At 67.2% G+C, this 18,462-nt stretch carries 15 protein-coding genes; 10 read left to right on the top strand and 5 right to left on the bottom strand.

Going from position 1 to position 18,462, the window contains the following annotated elements:
• Positions 1 to 230 precede the first annotated feature (230 nt).
• Positions 231 to 1,598 (top strand): amino acid permease, encoded by a 1,368-nt coding sequence (locus BLA15945_RS08190; RefSeq protein ID WP_059235229.1) that lies wholly within the window; start codon positions 231 to 233, stop codon positions 1,596 to 1,598.
• A 147-nt stretch (positions 1,599 to 1,745) separates the two neighbouring features.
• Here BLA15945_RS08190 and BLA15945_RS08185 read toward each other — a convergent pair whose 3' ends face one another.
• On the bottom strand, positions 1,746 to 1,907 hold the full coding sequence (locus BLA15945_RS08185) for a hypothetical protein (RefSeq protein WP_009688068.1): 162 nt from the start codon (positions 1,905 to 1,907) through the stop codon (positions 1,746 to 1,748).
• A 242-nt stretch (positions 1,908 to 2,149) separates the two neighbouring features.
• Here BLA15945_RS08185 and BLA15945_RS08180 point away from each other — a divergent pair, with 242 nt between their 5' ends.
• The 3 genes from BLA15945_RS08180 to BLA15945_RS08170 are packed head-to-tail and all read left to right on the top strand — an operon-like array spanning position 2,150 to position 5,649.
• Positions 2,150 to 3,193: a Fe(3+) ABC transporter substrate-binding protein gene (locus tag BLA15945_RS08180; RefSeq protein ID WP_059235231.1), complete on the top strand. Its 1,044-nt coding sequence runs from the start codon at positions 2,150 to 2,152 to the stop codon at positions 3,191 to 3,193.
• Entirely contained in the window at positions 3,183 to 4,871 is a 1,689-nt protein-coding gene (locus tag BLA15945_RS08175; RefSeq protein WP_174992019.1) for an ABC transporter permease, read from the top strand. Before BLA15945_RS08180 ends, BLA15945_RS08175 begins: the two co-directional genes overlap by 11 nt.
• 46 nt (positions 4,872 to 4,917) lie before the next feature.
• Positions 4,918 to 5,649 (top strand): ABC transporter ATP-binding protein, encoded by a 732-nt coding sequence (locus tag BLA15945_RS08170; RefSeq protein WP_174992107.1) that lies wholly within the window; start codon positions 4,918 to 4,920, stop codon positions 5,647 to 5,649.
• Between the two features lie 39 nt (positions 5,650 to 5,688).
• On the opposite strand, the gene BLA15945_RS08165 is transcribed toward BLA15945_RS08170, so the two are convergent.
• The 4 genes from BLA15945_RS08165 to BLA15945_RS08150 all read right to left on the bottom strand — a co-directional run bounded on the left by BLA15945_RS08165 (position 5,689) and on the right by BLA15945_RS08150 (position 8,146).
• Positions 5,689 to 6,159, bottom strand: a complete 471-nt coding sequence (locus BLA15945_RS08165) for an Lrp/AsnC family transcriptional regulator (protein WP_059235236.1) — start codon at positions 6,157 to 6,159, stop codon at positions 5,689 to 5,691.
• A gap of 239 nt (positions 6,160 to 6,398) precedes the next feature.
• Positions 6,399 to 7,040, bottom strand: coding sequence for an NAD(P)-dependent oxidoreductase (locus BLA15945_RS08160; protein WP_059235238.1), 642 nt, complete (start codon positions 7,038 to 7,040; stop codon positions 6,399 to 6,401).
• Between the two features lie 131 nt (positions 7,041 to 7,171).
• On the bottom strand, positions 7,172 to 7,627 hold the full coding sequence (locus tag BLA15945_RS08155; protein ID WP_174992018.1) for an Rrf2 family transcriptional regulator: 456 nt from the start codon (positions 7,625 to 7,627) through the stop codon (positions 7,172 to 7,174).
• Between the two features lie 90 nt (positions 7,628 to 7,717).
• The gene (locus BLA15945_RS08150; RefSeq protein WP_059235242.1) at positions 7,718 to 8,146 is read right to left on the bottom strand and encodes a hypothetical protein; all 429 of its coding nucleotides are present in this window, start codon (positions 8,144 to 8,146) and stop codon (positions 7,718 to 7,720) included.
• Between the two features lie 193 nt (positions 8,147 to 8,339).
• Here BLA15945_RS08150 and BLA15945_RS08145 point away from each other — a divergent pair, with 193 nt between their 5' ends.
• The 6 genes from BLA15945_RS08145 to BLA15945_RS08120 all read left to right on the top strand — a co-directional run bounded on the left by BLA15945_RS08145 (position 8,340) and on the right by BLA15945_RS08120 (position 18,453).
• Positions 8,340 to 8,675 (top strand): hypothetical protein, encoded by a 336-nt coding sequence (locus BLA15945_RS08145; RefSeq protein ID WP_174992017.1) that lies wholly within the window; start codon positions 8,340 to 8,342, stop codon positions 8,673 to 8,675.
• A 264-nt stretch (positions 8,676 to 8,939) separates the two neighbouring features.
• Positions 8,940 to 10,133, top strand: a complete 1,194-nt coding sequence (locus BLA15945_RS08140) for an ammonium transporter (RefSeq protein WP_059235246.1) — start codon at positions 8,940 to 8,942, stop codon at positions 10,131 to 10,133.
• A gap of 159 nt (positions 10,134 to 10,292) precedes the next feature.
• Positions 10,293 to 12,257 carry a PhoX family protein gene (locus BLA15945_RS08135; protein WP_174992016.1) on the top strand — a complete coding sequence of 655 codons (1,965 nt, stop codon included), beginning with the start codon at positions 10,293 to 10,295 and terminating at the stop codon, positions 12,255 to 12,257.
• A 625-nt stretch (positions 12,258 to 12,882) separates the two neighbouring features.
• On the top strand, positions 12,883 to 13,707 hold the full coding sequence (locus tag BLA15945_RS08130) for an IclR family transcriptional regulator (protein WP_059235249.1): 825 nt from the start codon (positions 12,883 to 12,885) through the stop codon (positions 13,705 to 13,707).
• 255 nt (positions 13,708 to 13,962) lie between these two features.
• Complete coding sequence (locus BLA15945_RS08125) at positions 13,963 to 15,324, top strand: MdtA/MuxA family multidrug efflux RND transporter periplasmic adaptor subunit (protein WP_059235251.1); 1,362 nt, start codon at positions 13,963 to 13,965, stop codon at positions 15,322 to 15,324.
• Positions 15,325 to 15,339: 15 nt separating this feature from the next.
• Positions 15,340 to 18,453 carry an MdtB/MuxB family multidrug efflux RND transporter permease subunit gene (locus tag BLA15945_RS08120; protein WP_174992015.1) on the top strand — a complete coding sequence of 1,038 codons (3,114 nt, stop codon included), beginning with the start codon at positions 15,340 to 15,342 and terminating at the stop codon, positions 18,451 to 18,453.
• The last annotated feature ends 9 nt before the right edge of the window (positions 18,454 to 18,462 follow it).

Genomic DNA, 18,462 nt, shown 5'->3' with positions numbered 1-18,462 from the left:
CGATTCAACGATCACCCGCAGCATGACCCGCCTGCCTCACGCGGCCCGCTCGCCCGCCGCGCGACCGCCCCACGCCCTATTCCGCTCGCCGCGCCAGTCAGGGAATACCCGATTCCGGTCACCGGGCCTGGCTTGTTATCATTCGTTCACATTCAAGTTGTATAGACAACTTGAGCCAATCGGACCGGCCCCGCTCGCCCGGTCCGTCGCATAACGATATCGGAGACTCGATGAAAAACTTGCAGCGCCACCTGAGCGCGCGGCACATCCGCTTTCTCGCGCTCGGCTCGGCGATCGGCACGGGCCTGTTCTACGGCTCGGCGTCCGCGATCCAGCTCGCGGGCCCGGCCGTGATCCTGGCGTACATCCTGGGCGGTGCGGCCGTCTACATGGTGATGCGCGCGCTCGGCGAGATGGCCGTGCGCGAACCCGTCGCCGGTTCGTTCGGCCATTACGCGACCGAGAACCTTGGCCCGTTCGCGGGATTCGTCACCGGCTGGACCTACACGCTCGAAATGGTGATCGTCGCGATCGCCGACATCACGGCATTCGGCATCTACATGGGCTTCTGGTTTCCGGATGTCCCCCAATGGATCTGGGTGCTCGGCGTCGTCGCGATCATCTGCGGGCTGAACCTGTGCCACGTGAAGGTGTTCGGCGAGCTCGAGTTCTGGCTGTCGATCATCAAGGTCGGCGCGATCGTCGCGATGATCGGCGGCGGCGTCGCGATCCTGCTGACCGGCATGCACTTCGGCCATTCGGCCGACGTGCCGACGTTCGCGAACCTGTGGAACCATGGCGGCTTCTTGCCGAACGGCGTCGGCGGGCTGATCGCATCGCTGTCGGTCGTGATCTTCGCGTACGGCGGAATCGAGGTGATCGGGATGAGCGCCGGCGAGGCGAAGGACCCGGAGCGCGTCATTCCGCGCGCGATCAACGCGGTGCCCGCGCGCATCCTGCTGTTCTACGTGCTGACGATGGTCGTGTTGATGTCGATCAGCCCGTGGACGGGCGTCGGCGGCGACGGCAGCCCGTTCGTGCAGATCTTCTCGGCGCTCGGCGTGAAGTCGGCCGCGACGATCCTCAACCTGGTCGTGATCAGCGCGGCGATCTCGGCGATCAACAGCGACATCTTCGGCGCGGGCCGCATGATGTTCGGGATGGCGCGTCAGGGCCAGGCGCCGCGCGTGCTGATGACGACGTCGCGGCACGGCGTGCCGTGGGTCACGGTGCTCGTGATGGCCGGCGCGCTGCTCGTCGGCGTGGTGCTGAACTACCTGATGCCGAAGGACGTGTTCCTGATGGTCGCCGCGATCGCGACGTTCGCGACCGTGTGGGTCTGGCTGATGATCCTGCTGTCGCAGGTTGCGATGCGCCGCCGCCTGTCGAGCGCCGAAGTCGCGACGCTGAAGTTCAAGGTGCCGCTGTGGCCGGTCGCGCCGGCGCTGACGATCGCGTTCATGGGCTTCGTGATCGTGATGCTCGGCTGGTTCGAGGACACGCGCGTCGCGCTGTATGTCGGCGCAGCGTGGCTCGCGCTGCTCGCGGTCGTGTTCTACGCCCGGATACGTCCGAAATTCGCCGCTGCGTCACGTTGACGCACGGCTGACCTGCCTGCGCGGCGCGCCTGCTTCGGCGCCCGCTACCGTCCCGGTTCCGCGCGGCATCTGTCGCGCCGGAAACCGCGGAATCTCCCCCTGCATCTGCCCCGCAAGCGCGGCCCGACCGGGCCACGCACCGGCACGTCAGTGCGACGCCGCGCTCGCGGCCTCGGCCGGATGGGCCTCGTCGTACGCGCGCTTCTGCGAAATCGCGTTGTACAGGATCGTCCCGATCACGAGCAGCACGGCCACGACGATCAGGATGCTCACGTTGCGGACAGGGTTCTTCTTGCGCTGATCGTTCATGGTCGGTGCGTCTCCGTCAAATTCGTCGAAGCGGGCATTCTACGCGCTTGCGCCCGCACTGCGACGTCCCGTTTCCCGATCCCCGCCTGCACCTTCGCCGCGGCTTTCCGCAAGCTTTCATTTGGTAATCGTTCCCATTTCGATCTAGAATCCGGAGTCTTTCATTTTGTAATGTTCCGGATGCTCGGGCGGCAGGCGCGCCCCGGAACGCCCCCTCGTCCACCTGCCCCACCGGAGTCTTCATGTCGAATCCGCGCACCCGCCTGCTGCCGCTCGCCGGCGCCCTCGCCCTGGCCGCGGCCGCCTTCGCGCCGCTCGCCCACGCGGCCGAGGAAGTGAGCCTGTACACCACCCGCGAGCCGAAGCTGATCCAGCCGCTCATCGACGCGTTCACGAAGCAGAGCGGCGTCAAGGTCAACACGGTATTCGTGAAGGACGGCCTGCTTGAGCGCGTGAAGGCGGAAGGCGCGCAATCGCCGGCCGACGTGCTGATGACGGTCGACGTCGGCAACCTGCTCGACCTCGTCGATGGCGGTGTCACGCAACCGGTGCGCTCGAAGGCGCTCGACGACGCGATTCCCGCGAACCTGCGCGGCGCGAACGGCGACTGGTACGCACTGTCGCTGCGCGATCGAGTGCTGTACGTCGAAAAGGACCTGAAGGTCGATGCGTTCCGCTATGAAGATCTCGCCGATCCGAAATGGAAGGGCAAGGTCTGCATCCGCTCGGGCCAGCATCCGTACAACACGGCGCTCGTCGCGGCGATGATCGCGCACGACGGCGAAGCCGCGACCGAGAAGTGGCTGCGCGGCGTGAAGGCGAACCTCGCTCGCAAGGCGACCGGCGGCGACCGCGACGTCGCGCGCGACATCCTCGGCGGCATCTGCGACGTCGGCCTCGCGAACGCCTACTACGTCGGCCACATGAAGAATGCGGAGCCGGGCAGCGACGCGCGCAAATGGGGCGACGCGATCAAGGTCGTGCGGCCGACGTTCGCGAACGCGAAGAGCGGCGGCACGCACGTGAACATCAGCGGCGCGACGGTGGCGAAGCACGCGCCGCACAAGGCCAACGCGGTGAAGCTGCTCGAATACCTGGTGTCGCCGGAAGCGCAGTCGCTGTATGCGCAGGCCAACTACGAATACCCGGTGCGCGCGAACGTGAAGCTCGATCCGGTAATCGCGAGCTTCGGCGCGCTGAAGGTCGATCCGTTGTCGCTGACGGACATCGCAAAGTATCGCAAGCAGGCCAGCCAGCTCGTCGACAAGGTCGGCTTTGACAACTGACGCATCGTCCGCCGGCGCGCGCCGCGAACCCTCCCGGCCGCGCCTGCGGCCACGCGCGGGCAGCCTGTGGCTGCTCGCGGCGCTGGCGATCGCTGCGGCGGTCGCTGCGCCGCTCGCGGTGCTCGTCGCCGCCGCGTTCGATGCCGATCTCGCGCACTGGGCGCATCTCGCTGAATTCGTGCTGCCGCAGGCGCTCGTCAATACGTTGCTGCTGCTTGCGGGCGTCGGCACGATCGTGTCGATCATCGGCACCGGCTGCGCGTGGCTCGTCACCGCCTACGATTTTCCCGGCCGCCGGATGCTGACGTGGGCGCTGCTGCTGCCGCTGGCCGTCCCCACCTACATCGTCGCGTTCGCGTATCTCGACCTGCTGCACCCGATCGGCCCGGTCCAGAGCGCGATCCGCTGGCTGCTCGGCTTCGACAGCCCGCGCCAGTTCCGCCTGCCCGACCTGCGCTCGCTGCCCGGCGCGATCTTCGTGCTCGGCTTCGTGCTGTATCCGTATGTGTATCTGAGCACGCGCGCGATGTTCGTCATGCAGTCCGCAAGCCTGCTCGAAGCCGCGCGCACGCTCGGCGCCGGGCGCATCGCGACGTTCTGGCGCGTCGTCGTGCCGCTCGCGCGGCCCGCGATCGCGGTCGGCATGAGCCTCGCCCTGCTCGAAACGCTGAACGACATCGGCGCATCGGAATTCCTCGGCGTGCAGACGCTGACCGTGTCGGTCTACACGACGTGGATCACGCGCTCCGATCTTGCCGGCGCCGCGCAGATCGCGCTCGCGATGCTCGCGATCGTTGTCGGCATGATTGGGCTCGAGCGCTACGGGCGCCGCCGCCAGCGCTACGCGCACGGCCGGCGCATGCGGCCGATCGCGCCGCGCCGCCTGACGGGCGCGGCCGCACTGGGCGCCGCCGTGCTCGGCTGGCTGCCCGTCCTGATCGGCTTCGGCGCACCGGCCGCGTACCTCGCGGTCGAGACCGGCAAGCGGCTGCATCTCGTCGGCGGCGTGTCCGCGCAACTGATGACGGGGCTGGCGAACACGCTGACGATCGCGACCGCCGCCACTGCTGCAACGCTCGCGTGCGGGCTCGTCGTCGCATGGGCCGCGCGTGCGCAACGCGACAGTGCCCGTGCGGGCCCGGCCCGCCTGTGCGCGCGGATCGCGAGCCTCGGCTATGCGGTGCCGGGCACCGTGCTCGCGATCGGCCTGCTGATCCCGTTCGCCGCGGCCGACCGGCTGTTCGGCGCGGCGCTCGGCCGCGACGGGCTACTGCTGATGGGCTCGGCGACCGCACTCGTGATCGCCTATACCGTGCGCTTTCTCGCGATCCCGGCCGGCGGCATCGAGGCCGGCCTCGCCCGCATTCCGCCGTCGCTCGAACAGGCTGCGCGTTCGCTCGGCGAAACGGCCGGCGGCACGCTGCGCCGCGTTCACCTGCCGCTGCTGCGGCCCGCGCTCACGACGAGCGCGCTGCTGGTGTTCGTCGACGCGATGAAGGAGTTGCCGGCCACGCTGCTGCTGCGCCCGCTGAATTTCGACACGCTCGCGACCTGGCTGTATGCGGAAGCCGCGCGCGGTACCTATGAAGAAGGCGCGGTCGCCGCGCTCGCGATCGTGCTGGCCGGGCTCGTGCCCGTGATCCTGCTCGCGCGCACCCGCCACAAGATCGGAGCCTGACACCGTGAACCTGCTCGAACTCGACGACCTCTGCATCGCCTACGACATGCCGCAAGGCCGCCGCACGGTGGTCGACGGGCTGAGCCTCGCGCTGCCGCGCGGCGAGATCGGCTGCCTGCTCGGCGCGTCCGGCTGCGGCAAGACCACCGTGCTGCGCGCGATCGCCGGCTTCGAGCCCGTGCGCATGGGGCGCATCGTGCTCGACGGCGCGCCCGTCGCGGCACCGTCGCTCGACGTGCCGCCCGAGCGGCGGCGCATCGGCATGATGTTCCAGGACTACGCGCTGTTCCCGCACCTGAGCGCGGCCGACAACGTCGCGTTCGGCTTGCGGCGCATGGCGAAAACCGAACGGCGCATGCGCGTCGCGGAAATGCTCGAACTCGTCGGCCTCGCCGATTCAGGCGACGCGTTTCCGCACGAACTGTCGGGCGGCCAGCAGCAGCGCGTCGCCCTCGCGCGCGCGCTCGCGCCGTCACCGGAATTGCTGCTGCTCGACGAGCCGTTCTCGAATCTCGACGTCGATACGCGCGAGCGGCTCGCGTTCGAGCTGCGCGACATCCTGAAGCACACGGATCACACCGCGATCCTCGTCACGCACAATCAGGCGGAAGCGTTCGCGATCGCCGACCGGATCGGCGTGATGAAGGACGGCCAGCTCGCGCAATGGGATACGCCATATGCGCTGCATCACCATCCGGCCAGCCCGTTCGTCGCGGATTTCGTGCGTCGCGACGCACTGGCCGACGAACGCGCGCGCGCACTGGCGCGCGGCCGCTGACCCACGCCGCCGGCAGGGCCGGCGCGCCGGCCCTGCCCGTCAGGTCGGCTCGGCAAGATCGCGCACGGGCAGCGCGGTCGAATACTTGATCTGCTCCATCGCGAACGACGAACTGACGTCGAACAGCGGCACCGCGCGAATCAGCTGCTTGTACACGCGGTCGTAGTCGTCGATGCCGGCCACCACGACGCGCAGCAGGTAGTCGGTCTCGCCGCTCATCCGGTAGACCTCGACCACTTCCGGCATGTCGCGCACGGCCTGCGTGAAGCGCTGCGCCCACTCCTCGGTGTGCTGGTTCGTGCGGATCGCGACGAACACGGTCGTGCCGACCCCGAGCTTGCGCGGATCGCACAGCGCAACCTGCGCGCGAATCGCGCCGGTTTCCTTGAGCCGCTGCACGCGCTTCCAGCACGGCGTCTGCGACAGGTTCACGCGCTGTGCCAGTTCCGCGATCGGCAGCGTGGCATCCGCCTGCAGCAGCTCCAGCAGCTTGCGATCGATGGCGTCCATTTCTCCATTCCCTCGTCGATAGAAATTTATTCTATTCATCCTGCACAACGGGGAACAATATGAAAACGGCTTAGCCGCGTCGACCGGTATAAATACCAATCCGCAACGATTCCGCATCACCAGACGAAACAGGCGACACCTCCCGTCAAGGAGGAATCGCCTGAAATGCCTGCGCGCTGGCACGTGCCTGCAGCGCCCGGGCCGGACTGGCCCGTATTCGCTGCCGGCCGTCACACCGCTCAGTACGCGGCCGTCGCGATCTCGCGCACGAAGCTGTCCTGCTCGAGCGCGTCAACGAACGCGACCGCGTAGTCTTCCGCCGAGATCTTGCTGTTGCCTTGCGCGTCCACGATCAGCTTGCCGACGCCCGTGCGGAACGCGCCCGTGCGCTCGCCCGGGGCGATCAGCGCGGCCGGCGCGAAGAACGTCCAGTCGAGATCGGCGACCGTCTTCAGGTAGTTGAGCGCATCGCGGTGCGCGAGCGCCGGTGGCTTGTACGCTTCCGGGAAGCCTTCGCTGTCGACGAGCTGCTTGCCGGGCGCAACTTCGAGCGAACCGGCGCCGCCCACCACGACGAGCCGCTTCAGGCCAGCCTGGCGCGTGCCGGCGACCAGCGCCCTCGCCACCGCGACGACCTTCGCCGCATCTTCCTGCTTCGGGCCGTATGCGCTCGCAACGACGTCATGTCCCGGCAGCGCGGCCGCGATGCTGGCCGCGTCGAACAGGTCGGCCGCCTTCGCGGTGATGCCGTCAACGGAGGCGCCCGGATGGCGCGACAGCGCCGTGACGCGATGACCGCGTCGCACGGCTTCCGCGGCGATGCGCGAGCCGATCGTGCCGGTTGCGCCGAACAGCGCGATATTCAGGGAACGTTGCGTCATGTCGATTCTCCACAAAGAAAAATGTGTAACAATTTTAATTACACTTAAATCCGAAAAAAACGGGGCAAAGCCCCCGTTGCGCCGGTCGCGCGCCTGCGCGCCGTCCGGCCTCCTGCCCTGCCTGCCGCCGCTCACCCGCCGGCGCGTGCGGCCCGTTGCGTGCGCTGTTCGAGATCCAGCAGATCGGCCGTCACGTCGACCAGCGTGCGCGTGGCGAGCGATGCCTCCATCGCGCGTTGCGCATCGCCGATATAGCCGGTCAGCACGCCCTGGATGTGCCGCCCGACGAGACACGCGGGATTCGGTGCCTCGCGATGCAGCGCGAACAGTTGCGCATCGTCGACCGCGCGATACACGTCGAGCAGCGTGATCTCGCCAGGCTCGCGCGCCAGCAGCGCACCGCCGCCCGCACCGAGCTGCGACGTGGTCAGCCCCGCCGCCGCCAGCATCGACAGCAACCGGCGAATCAGTGCCGGATTCGTATTCACGCTGCCCGCGATGATGTCGGACGACAACGGCACGCCTTCCTTCATCGACAGCAAGGTGAGCACGTGAACGGCAAACGCGAACCGGCTGCTGGTATTCATTCCTGACTCACTCGGCGACGCCGGCCCGAACTGCAACCGGCGACATGTGTAACCATCATAATTACATTTTGCGGATCGTGCAAGCCCGCGTCACTCACCGCTCGCGGGCTTGGCACCCGCAGCGTTCTGCTGGCTCCACTGCTGGAGCTTCTTGCCGGCTTCCGCGATCTTCGCGCCTGCCTCGGACGCCGCATGTGCGACGACCGCGGAGGCAGCCGCATCGATCTGCGCCTGTGCGGCCGACGCGAGGCCGCTTGCGGACAGCGGCGGCACCGCCGACGCCGCGGACGCGATACCGGCCTTCGCAGCGTTGAGCTGCTGGTTGACGGTGCTCGCCACCTGGTCGAGCGCCTTCGCCGCATTGTTCGCGGCATCGGCGGCCGCGCTCGCGGCCGTATCGGGTTGGGCGGCCGGCGTGCCGGACTTCTCGCAGCCCGCGAGCAACAGCAGCGCACCGGCGGCCACGGCCGCCAGCACGGACCCGGGCACGCGACGCGCCCGCGATGTCTTCATGTTCATCAGCAATCTCCGGCCGTGCGTCGCACGGCCTCGTGGTTGGACCGGTGTCGATGATACCGCCTGTGGAACAGGCCAAATAACGACCCATCATTAAAAATGCCTTTCAATTTCGGACTTGTCTGATTCAATCGCAGGCGCTACGCCTCTAAAGTGGGCACGCTTCAATCCACTTTGTCCGTGCCCCCTTTTTCCTATGGCTTTCCTTGTCGACTGGCTCATCGCCCTGGCCGCGCTGCTCGCCGCCATCCTCTTCCTTTGCCTGCGCGCACCGTCGGCGCGCCGCCTCGCCGAATCCGGGCGTCCGCGCCGCATCGCGTGCGCGCGCCTGCTCACGCAGGCGTTGATCGGTTTCTGGACGGCCGCGCTGATCGTCATGGAAGGCATCCTCGGCCCCGACGGCGACGGCCAGTCGCTTGCGGGCTTCGCGGCACTCGCGTTCGCCGCGCTCGGCCTGTCGGCCGTCGCCGCCTACTGGTCGGCACGCGCGCTGCAGCTGCGCCGGCCGCCCACGCTGTTCGCCCGCCACTGACGCGCCAAATGGGTGCGTCATCATGCACCGCCGCGCACCACGCCGCACCACCCCACCCACCGCACGCACCAGTTCAGCACGCATCGCACCACGTGCGTGCACCCGGCGCCGCCACCAACCGTCGCCGGCCGCGCCCTCACCTCGTGCACGATTCACCGGAATGCCGCACCGCGCGGCGCGCAGGCACCAACTCCACGCAGCCGTTCACCAAGTTGGCTCGATACTTGCGTTCCTTGCCCGTTTTTTGCGCAAGGAAGCCACGGCATGGATGGTCTGAAATCCGGCGTCGACACACTGTTCCTGTTGATCGGCGCCGTCATGGTGCTCGCGATGCACGCGGGCTTCGCATTTCTCGAACTCGGCACGGTCCGCAAGAAGAACCAGGTCAACGCGCTCGTGAAGATCCTCGTCGACTTCTCCGTGTCGACGCTCGCGTACTTCTTCATCGGCTACACGATCGCGTACGGCGTCGAGTTCTTCGACGACATCGGCACGCTGTCGCAGCACAACGGCTATGCGCTCGTGCGCTTCTTCTTCCTGCTGACCTTCGCGGCGGCGATTCCCGCGATCGTGTCCGGCGGCATCGCCGAGCGCGCGAAGTTCAACCCGCAACTCGTCGCGACGCTGATCATCGTCGGCTTCATCTATCCGTTCTTCGAAGGGATGGCGTGGAACGAGCGCTTCGGCGTGCAGGCCTGGCTCACGCACGCGTTCGGTGCGCCGTTCCACGATTTCGCCGGTTCGGTCGTCGTGCATGCGTTCGGCGGCTGGGTCGCGCTGCCGGCCGTACTGCTGCTCGGCGCGCGCCACGGTCGCTATGCGAAGGACGGCCGGATCGCCGCGCACCCGCCGTCGAACATCCCGTTCCTCGCGCTCGGCGCGTGGGTGCTCGCGGTAGGCTGGTTCGGCTTCAACGTGATGAGCGCGCAGACACTCGACAAGATCAGCGGCCTCGTCGCCGTGAACTCGCTGATGGCGATGGTCGGCGGCACGCTCGCCGCGTGGATGGCTGGCCGCAACGACCCGGGCTTCACCTACAACGGGCCGCTCGCGGGCCTCGTCGCGGTGTGCGCCGGCTCCGACGTGATGCATCCGATCGGCGCGCTCGTCACGGGCGCGGCCGCCGGCGTGCTGTTCGTCGCGATGTTCACCTGCGTGCAGAACAAGTGGCGCATCGACGACGTGCTCGGCGTGTGGCCGCTGCACGGCATGTGCGGCGCGCTCGGCGGCCTCGCGGCCGGTGTGTTCGGGCTCCCCGCGCTCGGCGGTCTCGGCGGCGTGTCGTTCCTGTCGCAACTGGTCGGCACGCTCGGCGGCATCGCGATCGCGACTGCGGGCGGCACGCTCGTCTACGGCGCGCTGAAAGCGACCGTCGGGCTGCGCCTCGGCCGCGAAGCCGAATTCGACGGGGCCGACCTGTCGATCCACCGCATCTCGGCGACACCGGAGCGCGATTGACCGTCTGACGAACGCCCGACGCATCATTACGTTTTCAATTCAAAAAACTTTCATCGAGCGTCCTTACACTTCCGTCCAGTTTTCAATATGCCTTCGCGAAGCTTGCCGAGCGCCTGCTTCGCGAAGGCCATTCTTCCAACAACTGAAACTGGACTCCACATGCCCGCGTTGCCCAATGCTTCCCGTCGTCAGGCCCTGAAGATCCTCGCCGGCGCGCCGATGCTTCCCCTTTCCGGTCTCGCGCTGCCGGCCCTGCTGACGGGTTGCGGCGGCGACGACAATCCCGCATCGACGCCGGCCCCGGTCGCCGCCGCGTACACGTCGGCGACGTTCTCCGCGATGGCCGCGCCGACGCTCGACAACGCGGCCGCGATGGCCACGACGACGGTCGGCTCGACGCTGTCGGTGTCGTTCTCGGACGGCTCGTCGCGCAACTTCAGGCTCGCGTACCGGCCGTTCTTCGTGACGGGCGACATGGTGCCGGACGGCAAGGGCGGCACGACGCTCGCGGGCGGCTACTACGACATCAACAACCAGCCGATCATCGATCGCTCGGTCGCCGGCAAGGAGCGCCAGTTCTATTCCGACTGCCCGGACGGCAGCTCGCTGCTGACGCTGAAGAACGCGAACGTGCCCGGCGTGAAAGGCAACACGGTGTTCGCGGTCGTGCAGTTCGAATACACGACGCGCGACCAGGCGAGCGCATCGCAGTACGGCCAGCTGCCGTCGCCGATCGCGGTGCTCTCGCTCGACCAGGATCCGGCCACCGGCGCGCTGAAGGTCGTGAAGTACCACAACGTCGACACGTCGAAGGCGCACGGCCTGTGGATCACCTGCGGCGCGAGCCTGTCGCCGTGGGGCACGCACCTGTCGAGCGAGGAATACGAGCCGGACGCGACGAAGGTCGCAACCGACGCGCAGTTCAAGGCGTTCAGCAAGAACACGTTCGGCGACGAGACGAAGGCGAACCCCTACCACTACGGCCACCTGCCCGAAATCACCGTGAACCCGGACGGCTCGGGCACCGTGAAGAAGCACTACTGCCTCGGCCGCATCTCGCACGAGCTGATCCAGGTGATGCCGGACCAGCGCACCGTGATGATGGGTGACGACGCCACCAACGGCGGCCTGTTCATGTTCGTCGCCGACAAGGCGGCCGACCTGTCGGCCGGCACGCTGTACGTCGCGAAGTGGACGCAGACGTCGTCCGCCGGCGCCGGCACCGCGACGCTCACGTGGATCAAGATCGGCCACGCGACCAGCAGCGAGATAGAAGCGCTCGCGAACACGCTGAAGGCGTCGGACATCATGGACCTGGTGACCGCCGACCCGAACGATGCGAGCTACACGAAGATCCACTTCGGCGGCAAGTTCAACTGGATGCGCGTAAAGCCGGGGATGGAAAAGGCGGCCGCGTTCCTCGAGACGCACCGCTATGCGGCGCTGGTCGGCGGCAGCATGGGCTTCACGAAGCTCGAAGGCACGACCGTGAACGCGAAGGACAAGATCGTCTACACGGCGATGTCGCGGATCGAAACGTCGATGGTCAAGGGCAATGCGGTGTCGCGCGACGTCGCGGTCGACAAGAAGATCGCCGCCGGTGCCGTCTACGCACTGAACCTGAAGGCCAGCCAGCGCGACACGACGGGCGGCGCGATCGACAGCGAATGGGTACCGGTCGACATGGGCGCGCCGGCCGCGCTCGTAGGCGAGGACCTCGCCGCGGCCGACGGGCTCGGCAACCTCGCGAACCCGGACAAGATCGCCAACCCGGACAACCTGAAGTTCTCCGAAAAGCTGCGCACGCTGTTCATCGGCGAAGACTCGGGCATGCACGTGAACAACTTCCTGTGGGCGTACAACGTCGATACGAAGTCGCTGGTGCGCGTGCTGTCGTGCCCGGCCGGCGCCGAATCGACGGGCCTGCACGCGGTCGACGAGATCAACGGCTGGACGTACATCATGAGCAACTTCCAGCACGCAGGCGACTGGGAATCGCCGCTGCACGACAAGGTCAAGCCGACGCTCGATCCGCTCGTGCGCGCGAACTTCAAGGACCGCTTCGGCGCCAGCGTCGGCTACCTGACGGCCGAGCAGACCAGCATCAAGCTCGCGAAGGCCTGACCGGGTCGCGCGAGGGAGTGTGCCCGTTACCCGGGCGCCCCGTTTCTTCATCACCGTTCATTCGTCGGCGCTCCACGCCGTTTCATGCGCGATGCCCAGTGCGGGCATCGCGCTTTTTTTTGTGCGAGCGAATCGCGTGAGCGGCACGCGTGCGGGGCGCCGGTCGCGCGCGCAAGCGCACGCCGGACGCGCCCACACGGGCGTTGGACGGGCGCTTCCGAGGATCGGGGGATAATGCGGGTCTGACGCGTCCGGGCGGACAGTCAAAAAGACGGGCAAAAAAAAGCGCCACGGAGACCGTGGCGCTAAAAAAGTTCTAGCCATTCCGAGGGCCGTGCTAGAACCTGAGAGACTGCGCGAAACATCGTTGCCGGTTAAACTCTTGAAACGATGTTTCGAAAACGTGAGACATTCTTTCCGTTTCCGCCCGACAAGTCAAGCGGTATTTGCACCGGCTCATGCACTTTCCGGCAACGCTCATTTGAGCGTTTTCCTAATAAACCAAGGGTGAACCCGTAAAATCTCATCCAATGACCGGTTCGCCCGCGGAACATGCATCTTTTGACAATAGTCCTACAATACCAACAAAATTGAAATCGAGTTTCGGAATTAGAGAGAATCCCTCGTGTCGACAACTGTAACCTCTCCCGCGTCGCGGGACCGTGAATCGTCACCCGACGAGATCACCGCCCTCGCCCGCGGCCTCGCCGTGCTGCGCCGCATCGCGGCTGCCGACGCCCCCGTCAGCAACCGCGAACTGACCGAATTGACCGGCATCCCGAAGCCGACCGTCTCGCGCATCACCGCGACGCTCGTCAGTGCCGGCTTCCTGTTCCAGTTGCCCGACAGCGAGCGCTTCGTGCTCACCGCGTCGGTACTCGAACTGAGCCACGGCTTCCTGCGCAACTTCGACATTCGCGCGCGTTCGCGGCCGTTCATGATCGAGCTGGCCGAACGCACGTCGCTGTCCGTGCACCTCGCGGTGCGCGACCGGCTCGACATGGTCGCGATCGACGTGATCCGGCCGCGCTCGGCCGTGCTCGTCACGCGCCTCGAAATCGGCTCGCGGATGGATATCGCCCGCACGGCCGTGGGCCGCGCGTATCTCGCCGCACTCGAGGAAGACGAGCGGCGCCTGCTGCTCGAGTCGCTGCGCACCACGGCGGGCGACGACTGGCCGCACGTGTCCGCACGCCTCACCCCCGCGCTCGACGAAGCGATGCGCGACGGCCACGCGATCGCGATCGGCGAATGGCGCGAGGGCCTGAATGCGGTGGCAGCGGGTTTCGTCGGCCCGTCGGGCCAGCGCTACTCGGTGAATTGCGGCGGCGCGGCGCACCAGTGTTCGCCCGAATGGCTGCAGGAACACGTCGTGCCCGCGCTGCACGAATGCATCGCGAAAATCACCCGCGAGATCGGCGGCGCTCCGGCCCGGCGCATCAGCGTGTAATCGTTCCGTCACCGTCCTGTCGCGTTCTGTAACGACAGTAACCCGTTGAAAGATAGACCACTGGACTGTAACGGGGACGGGACGTAGGATCATGCCCATCGTCGCGCCGCATTCGCGGTGCGCACCGCTCTTTTCCCGCGCGAGTCGGCGGGGTCCCGGACCGAGCCGGGCCACCCCGTCCCGTCACCCGCCCGCCCACGCGCAGCCCAGCAGTCCGATTTCCGGCACGCCGCGCCGTCTTCCTGACAGAACACGATGGATAACGAACAAAAGCCCACGCCCCCTTCGAAAGACCCCGCGTCCCCCGCCGCGCAGCGCCCGCGCCGCACGCTGATGATCGGGACGATCGCGGTCGTCGTCATCGGCGGCCTGCTGTGGTGGCACCCGTGGAACCGCACGCCGGCAGCCGGCAGCACGGCGCAAAGCGCGGGCGCCAGCGGCGCAGGCGGCCATCGCGGCCGCGGCGGCCCTGCTGCGATGGCGAACGTTCCGCAGCCGGTACAGGTCGCGACCGCGACACAAGGCGAGATGCCGATCGTGCTGTCGGCGCTCGGCACCGTGACGCCGCTCGCGAACGTGACGGTCAAGACGCAGTTGTCGGGCTACCTGCAGTCGGTGTCGTTCCAGGAAGGCCAGATCGTCAAGAAAGGCGACGTGCTCGCGCAGATCGACCCGCGCCCGTACCAGGTGTCGCTCGAGAACGCCGAAGGCACGCACGCCCGCGACTCGGCGCTGCTCGCAACGGCGCGCCTCGACCTGAAGCGCTACCAGACGCTGTTGTCGCAGGACTCGATCGCGTCGCAGACCGTCGATACGCAGGCGTCGCTCGTCAAGCAGTACGAAGGCGCGGTGAAGACCGACCAGGCCGCGATCGATTCCGCGAAGTTGAACCTCACGTATGCGCGCATCACGGCGCCGGTCTCGGGCCGCGTCGGCCTGCGCCAGGTCGACCCGGGCAACTACGTGACGCCGGGCGACGCCAACGGCCTCGTCGTGATCACGCAACTGCAGCCGATGAGCGTGATCTTCACGACGTCGGAAGACAACCTGCCGCAGATCCTCAAGCAAGTGAACGCGGGCCAGAAGCTGTCGGTCACCGCCTACAACCGCAACAACACGGTGCCGCTCGAGACGGGTTCGCTCGCGACGCTCGACAACCAGATCGACACGAGCACCGGCACGGTCAAGCTGCGCGCGAACTTCGATAACAAGGGAGGCATGCTGTTCCCGAATCAGTTCGTGAACACGCGGCTGCTCGTCGACGTGCTGCGCAACGCGACGATCGTGCCGACGTCCGCCGTCCTGACGGGTTCGATCGGCCAGTTCGTCTATGTCGTGAAACCCGACAACACGGTCACGGTACGCAAGGTCACGATCGGCCCGGTCGACGGCGAGCGCACCAGCATCGCCAGCGGCGTGACGCTCGGCGAACGCGTGGTGACCGACGGCTCCGACCGCCTGCGCGAAGGCTCGAAGATCTCGATTCCGGCCGACAAGCCGAAGGGTGCGTCGGGCGCGCGCGGCGCCGGTGCGGCGTCGGGTGCATCGGCTGCATCGGGCGCGGCCGGCCATCGCGGTGGACACAAGCACGGCGCGTCGCAAGCAGCGGCCCAATAACGCGCGGGCCGCTCGATGAATCCATCCCGCCTCTTCATTCTCCGGCCGGTCGGCACCGCGCTCCTGATGGCGGCGATCCTGCTCGCCGGTCTCGTCGCGCTGCGCTTCCTGCCGCTCGCCGCGCTGCCGGAAGTCGACTATCCGACGATCCAGGTCCAGACCTTCTATCCGGGCGCGAGCCCGGAGGTGATGACCTCGTCGGTCACCGCGCCGCTCGAACGCCAGTTCGGGCAGATGCCGTCGCTGAACCAGATGTCGTCGCAGAGTTCGGCCGGCTCGTCGGTGATCACGCTGCAGTTCTCGCTCGACCTGCCGCTCGACATCGCCGAACAGGAAGTGCAGGCCGCGATCAACGCGGCCGGCAACCTGCTGCCGTCCGACCTCCCAGCCCCGCCGATCTACGCGAAGGTCAACCCGGCCGATGCGCCGGTGCTGACGCTCGCCGTCAAGTCGAAGACGCTGCCGCTCACGCAGGTGCAGGACCTGGCCGACACGCGCCTCGCGATGAAGATCTCGCAGATCGCGGGCGTCGGTCTCGTCAGCCTGTCGGGCGGCAACCGCCCGGCCGTGCGGATCCAGGCGAACCCGACCGCCCTCGCGCAGTACGGGATGAACCTCGACGACCTGCGCACGACGATCTCGAACCTGAACGTGAACACGCCGAAGGGCAACTTCGACGGCCCGACGCGCGCGTACACGATCAACGCGAATGACCAGCTGACGAGCGCCGACCAGTACAACAGCGCGGTCGTCGCGTACAAGAACGGCCGCCCGGTGATGCTGACCGACGTCGCGACGGTCGTCGCCGGCTCGGAGAACACCAAGCTCGGCGCGTGGGTGAATTCGGACCCCGCGATCATCCTGAACGTGCAGCGCCAGCCCGGCGCGAACGTGATCCAGACGGTCGACGCGATCAAGGCGCAGTTGCCGAAGCTGCAGGAAACGCTGCCGGCCGCGCTCGACGTGGAGATCGTCACCGACCGCACGACGATGATCCGCGCGGCCGTGCGCGACGTGCAGTTCGAGCTGCTGCTCGCGGTCGCGCTCGTCGTGCTCGTGATGTACCTGTTCCTCGCGAACGTCTACGCGACGATCATCCCGAGCCTGTCGGTGCCGCTGTCGCTGATCGGCACGCTCGCGGTGATGTACATGGCCGGCTTCTCGCTGAACAACCTGTCGCTGATGGCGCTCACCATCGCGACCGGCTTCGTCGTCGACGATGCGATCGTGATGATCGAGAACATCGCGCGCTACGTCGAGGAAGGCGAAACGGGGCTCGAGGCCGCGCTGAAAGGGTCCCGGCAGATCGGCTTCACGATCATCTCGCTGACGGTGTCGCTGATCGCGGTGCTGATCCCGCTGCTGTTCATGGGCGACGTGGTCGGGCGCCTGTTCCACGAATTCGCGATCACGCTCGCGGTGACGATCGTGATCTCGGCGATCGTGTCGCTCACGCTCGTGCCGATGATGTGCGCGAAGCTGCTGCGCCATTCGCCGCCGCCCGAGAGCCACCGCTTCGAGGCACGCGTGCACCGCGCAATCGACTGGGTGATCGCGCGCTACGCGGTCGCGCTCGAATGGGTGCTGAACCGCCAGCGCTCGACGCTCGTCGTCGCGCTGCTGACGCTCGGGCTGACCGCCCTGCTCTATGTGTACGTGCCGAAGGGCTTCTTCCCCGCGCAGGACACCGGCGTGATCCAGGCGATCACGCAGGCGCCGCAGTCGATTTCGTACGGCGCGATGGCCGAACGCCAGCAGGCGCTCGCGGCCGAGATCCTGAAGGATCCGAACGTCGACAGCCTGACGTCGTTCATCGGCGTCGACGGCAGCAACATCACGCTGAACAGCGGCCGGATGCTGATCAACCTGAAGGCACGCGACGACCGTTCCGAAACGGCCGCGCAGATCATCCGCAACCTGCAGCACCGCGTGTCGAACATCACCGGCATCTCGCTGTTCATGCAGTCGGTGCAGGATCTGACGATCGATTCGACCGTCAGCCCGACGCAGTACCAGTTCATGCTGACGAGCCCGAACTCGGACGAATTCGCGACCTGGGTGCCGAAGCTCGTCGCGCGGCTGCAGCAGGAGCCGTCGCTCGCCGACGTCGCGACCGACCTGCAGAGCAACGGCCAGTCGGTGTACATCGAGATCGACCGCGCGAGCGCCGCGCGCTTCGGCATCACACCGGCGACCGTCGACAACGCGCTGTACGACGCGTTCGGCCAGCGCATCGTGTCGACCATCTTCACGCAGTCGAACCAGTACCGCGTGATTCTCGAGTCGGAGCCGAAGGAGCAGCACTACGCGCAATCGCTGAACGACATCTACCTGCCGTCGGCCGGTGGCGGCCAGGTGCCGCTGTCGTCGATCGCGTCGTTCCACGAACGGCCGTCGCCGCTGCTGGTCGCGCACCTGTCGCAGTTCCCGTCGACGACGATCTCGTTCAACCTCGCGCAGGGCGCGTCGCTCGGCGAAGCGGTCAAGGCGATCGAGGCCGCGGAGAAGGACATCAACCTGCCCGCGTCGTTCCAGACGCGCTTCCAGGGTGCGGCGCTCGCGTTCCAGGCATCGCTGTCGAACCAGCTGTTCCTGATTCTCGCGGCGGTCATCACGATGTACATCGTGCTCGGCGTGCTGTACGAGAGCTACATCCACCCGATCACGATCCTGTCGACGCTGCCGTCGGCCGGCGTCGGCGCGCTGCTCGCGCTGATGATCACCGGGCACGACCTCGACATCATCGGGATCATCGGCATCGTGCTGCTGATCGGTATCGTGAAGAAGAACGCGATCATGATGATCGACTTCGCGCTGGAAGCCGAACGCGTCGAAGGCAAACCGCCGCGCGAGGCGATCTACCAGGCGTGTCTGCTGCGCTTCCGGCCGATCCTGATGACGACGCTCGCCGCGTTGCTCGGCGCGGTGCCGCTGATCGTCGGCTCCGGTGCGGGCTCCGAGCTGCGCCAGCCGCTCGGGATCGCGATCGCCGGCGGCCTGATCGTGTCGCAGGTGCTGACGCTGTTCACGACGCCCGTGATCTACCTCGGCTTCGACTCGCTCGCGCGCCGCGTGCGCGGCTGGTTCGAACGCCACGGCCCCGGTGCCGACACGCGCACGGATGCGTAAATGAAACGA

Origin of the sequence: Burkholderia arboris (genome assembly GCF_902499125.1) — a bacterium.
GTDB classification, from domain to species: Bacteria; Pseudomonadota; Gammaproteobacteria; order Burkholderiales; family Burkholderiaceae; genus Burkholderia; species Burkholderia arboris.
The sequence above is the reverse complement of the archived record's forward strand: the minus strand, read 5'-3'. Positions and strand labels throughout refer to the sequence as shown.

Bases quoted from the DNA above. Each gene is read 5' to 3' on its own strand.
- BLA15945_RS08165 (WP_059235236.1), bottom strand. From the start codon at position 6,159: ATGGACGCCATCGATCGCAAGCTGCTGGAGCTGCTGCAGGCGGATGCC.
- BLA15945_RS08180 (WP_059235231.1), top strand. From the start codon at position 2,150: ATGTCGAATCCGCGCACCCGCCTGCTGCCGCTCGCCGGCGCCCTCGCC.
- BLA15945_RS08150 (WP_059235242.1), bottom strand. From the start codon at position 8,146: ATGAACATGAAGACATCGCGGGCGCGTCGCGTGCCCGGGTCCGTGCTG.
- BLA15945_RS08140 (WP_059235246.1), top strand. From the start codon at position 8,940: ATGGATGGTCTGAAATCCGGCGTCGACACACTGTTCCTGTTGATCGGC.
- BLA15945_RS08190 (WP_059235229.1), top strand. From the start codon at position 231: ATGAAAAACTTGCAGCGCCACCTGAGCGCGCGGCACATCCGCTTTCTC.
- BLA15945_RS08135 (WP_174992016.1), top strand. From the start codon at position 10,293: ATGCCCGCGTTGCCCAATGCTTCCCGTCGTCAGGCCCTGAAGATCCTC.
- BLA15945_RS08155 (WP_174992018.1), bottom strand. From the start codon at position 7,627: ATGAATACCAGCAGCCGGTTCGCGTTTGCCGTTCACGTGCTCACCTTG.
- BLA15945_RS08170 (WP_174992107.1), top strand. From the start codon at position 4,918: ATGCCGCAAGGCCGCCGCACGGTGGTCGACGGGCTGAGCCTCGCGCTG.
- BLA15945_RS08125 (WP_059235251.1), top strand. From the start codon at position 13,963: ATGGATAACGAACAAAAGCCCACGCCCCCTTCGAAAGACCCCGCGTCC.
- BLA15945_RS08145 (WP_174992017.1), top strand. From the start codon at position 8,340: ATGGCTTTCCTTGTCGACTGGCTCATCGCCCTGGCCGCGCTGCTCGCC.
- BLA15945_RS08185 (WP_009688068.1), bottom strand. From the start codon at position 1,907: ATGAACGATCAGCGCAAGAAGAACCCTGTCCGCAACGTGAGCATCCTG.
- BLA15945_RS08160 (WP_059235238.1), bottom strand. From the start codon at position 7,040: ATGACGCAACGTTCCCTGAATATCGCGCTGTTCGGCGCAACCGGCACG.
- BLA15945_RS08120 (WP_174992015.1), top strand. From the start codon at position 15,340: ATGAATCCATCCCGCCTCTTCATTCTCCGGCCGGTCGGCACCGCGCTC.